Source organism: Nitratifractor sp., assembly GCF_015487065.1.
Taxonomy (GTDB): Bacteria; Campylobacterota; Campylobacteria; order Campylobacterales; family Sulfurovaceae; genus Nitratifractor.
Window position 1 is genome coordinate 1 of the sequence record NZ_WFQN01000066.1, and the last position, 2,757, is coordinate 2,757.

Genomic DNA, 2,757 nt, shown 5'->3' on the forward strand with positions numbered 1-2,757 from the left:
CTTTGAGGACCATCCCCTGGGTCAGGAGCCGGCTGAAGGGTTCGTCGATCTCGTGGTAGCCCAGATCCCGCAGGGCCTTGGTGAAGAAACGGGCGTAGAGCAGATGCAAAATCGCGTGTTCGATCCCTCCGATATACTGATCGACGGGCATCCAGTAGGCGCTGTCTTCTTTATCGATACCCTCCTCTTCCCACTTGGCCGGATCGGTGGCGTAACGGAACTGATACCAGGAGCTCTGGATGAAGGTATCCATCGTATCGGTCTCCCGGATCGCCGGCCCGCCGCACTGGGGACATTCACAATGCTTCCACGTCGGATGGCTCTCGAGGGGATTGCCTTCTCCGGTGATCTCCACATCGTCAGGGAGTGTCACGGGGAGGTTCTCCAGCTTCTCGGGGACCAGGCCGCAGTTTTCGCAGTGCACCAGCGGGATGGGCGCCCCCCAGTAGCGCTGGCGGCTGATCCCCCAGTTGCGCAGCTTGTAGTTGATCTGGCTCGTCCCCAGCCCCTCGGCTTCGAAAAAGGCGATGATCTCCTGCATTGCTTCCCGGTTGGGCTTCCCGGTGAAGGCACCGCTCTCGACCAGCACCCCGTCACCGGTATAGGGGAGCTCGCCCCCTTCGATGACCCGTTTGACGGGCAGATCGTACTTTTGGGCGAACTCGTAGTCCCGCTCGTCATGCGCGGGTACCGCCATGACCGCTCCGCCGCCGTAGCTGGCCAGGACGAAGTTAGCGGTCCAGACGGGGATATCCTCGCCGGTGAGGGGGTGGATGACGCTGATCCCCAGAGGATACCCCTCTTTTTCGGCCTGGGAGCGTTCCCGCTCGCTCATGTTGATCATCGCCTGGATCCGTTGAATGACCTCTTCATCCAGAAGTTTGTGCTCGATCAGATGTTTGACGATGGGGTGTTCGGGGGCCAGGGCCGAGTAGGTCACCCCGAAGATCGTGTCGGGGCGGGTGGTGAAGACGTCGTAGCCGTCGAAACAACCGTGGAGTTTGCTCTTGCTCGCGTCGCTCAGTTCGAAGCGGAACTGCAAGCCCTGACTCCGGCCGATCCAGTTGCGCTGCATCGTCAGCACTTGCGAAGGCCATTTGCCTTCCAGCTGCTCCAGATCGTCCAGCAGCTCCTGGGCGTAACGGACGATGTCGATGTAATAGCCGGGCATCTCCCGCTGAACAACGGGGTTGTCGCAGCGCCAGCAGCACCCCTCCTCCACCTGCTCGTTGGCCAGGACGGTGTGGCAGCTCTCACACCAGTTGACCGTCGTGCTCTCCCGGTAGAGTAGCCCCGCTTCGAACATCCGGATGATAAACTCCTGCTCCCAGCGGGTATAGAGCGGATCGCAGGTGGCGAACTCCCGCTCTCTGGAGAAGCTCAGGCCCAGAGCCGAGAGCTCCTTGCGCATATAATCGATGTTTTCGTAGGTCCACTTTTTGGGATGCAGGCCATGCTTGATCGCGGCATTTTCGGCGGGCATCCCGAAGGCGTCCCATCCGATGGGGTGCAGGACGTTGACCCCTTGCTTGCGCCAGTAGCGGGCCAGGGCATCGCCGATGGCGTAGTTGCGCACATGCCCCATGTGAATCCGCCCACTGGGATAGGGGAACATGCTCAGGATGTATTTTTTGGGAAGGCTCTGGTCACGGGAGGGTTCGAAAGCTTTCTCTTCTTCCCAAATCTTCTGCCACTTTTTTTCGATCGATAGAGGATCATAACTGCCGTTGTTCACATTGTTCTCCATAAGTGAAATTGGCGTGATTATAGCGAAAGGGGGGTTTGAAAGAGGAGAAAAGGTACGGGAGGGAAGAAGGTTCTTCCCTCCGCTACAGATGAGAGCTTAGAGCTCTTCCGCTTTCTGGACGTCGTAGAGAATGTCGTCCCAGGGGTGGCGGTACATGGGCATCGCCAGGCGTTTCTCGTCCAGGACATGGCCGATGAAGCCGATGGTCCGTCCCAGGATAAAGAAGGCGTTGAGGGTTCCCGACTCGATAAACTCGTCGATCTCCTCCTCGTGATAGCCCAGAGAGCGCCACATATCCACCATGAGAATTCCGATGGTCCCGTCCACGTTGAGGATCAGGTTGTCCTTTTTGGAGGTGGTCAGCTGCTCCACTGTCAAAGCGTAATCCAGCAGCGGAGTCTGGGGGAAGTGCTCCGCGGCGAACTTCTTGAGCCCTTCGACCCGCAGATCGGGATTGCGCAGAGATTTGATCCGGTGACCGATACCGGGGATGGGGATCCCCTCTTTCTTCATATAGGCCAGGAACTCGGCGGGAGTCATGTCGTTGTCGTGGGCATACTTGAAATATTTGGCCGCTCCGTCGATGGCACCGCCGAAGCGGGGACCGATGGTCAGCAGTCCGGTGACCAGAGACTCGACGACACTCTTGCCGGCACGGGCGGTGACTTTGGCGTTGTGTGCACCGGAGACGGCGGGGCCGTGGTCGGCGACGGTCTTGATGACGGTCTCGATGAAGTCGACCGCCCAGCGGGGATAGACCTTCTTGAACCAGAGCAGACTGACGACATCCCCGATGGTCTTGCCGGTATCGGGGGTCGCGACGGAGCTGATGGGATAGCCGGCGTAGGTGGCCTCCTCTCCCCGGTCGTCACTGATGGTACAGATGAAGTTTTTGGGCCGGCGGACCTTGGGAATGGTGCGGATCTCGGGCTCTTCGATCTCCAGGATCACCCCTTCGTCGTAGAGTTTGGTATAGACCTCGTTGATGACACGGGGCAGATCGTTGAAGC

At 59.2% G+C, this 2,757-nt stretch carries 2 protein-coding genes; both read right to left on the reverse strand.

Annotation, left to right across the window (positions count from 1 at the left end; genetic code table 11):
* Positions 1-1,735: leucine--tRNA ligase (leuS, locus tag F8I07_RS03605; protein WP_292655845.1), on the reverse strand; the 1,735-nt coding region annotated here is incomplete at its 3' end.
* A gap of 108 nt (positions 1,736-1,843) precedes the next feature.
* Positions 1,844-2,757, reverse strand: a 914-nt coding sequence (locus F8I07_RS03610; protein WP_292655848.1) for a citrate/2-methylcitrate synthase, incomplete at its 5' end; no start/stop codon positions are given.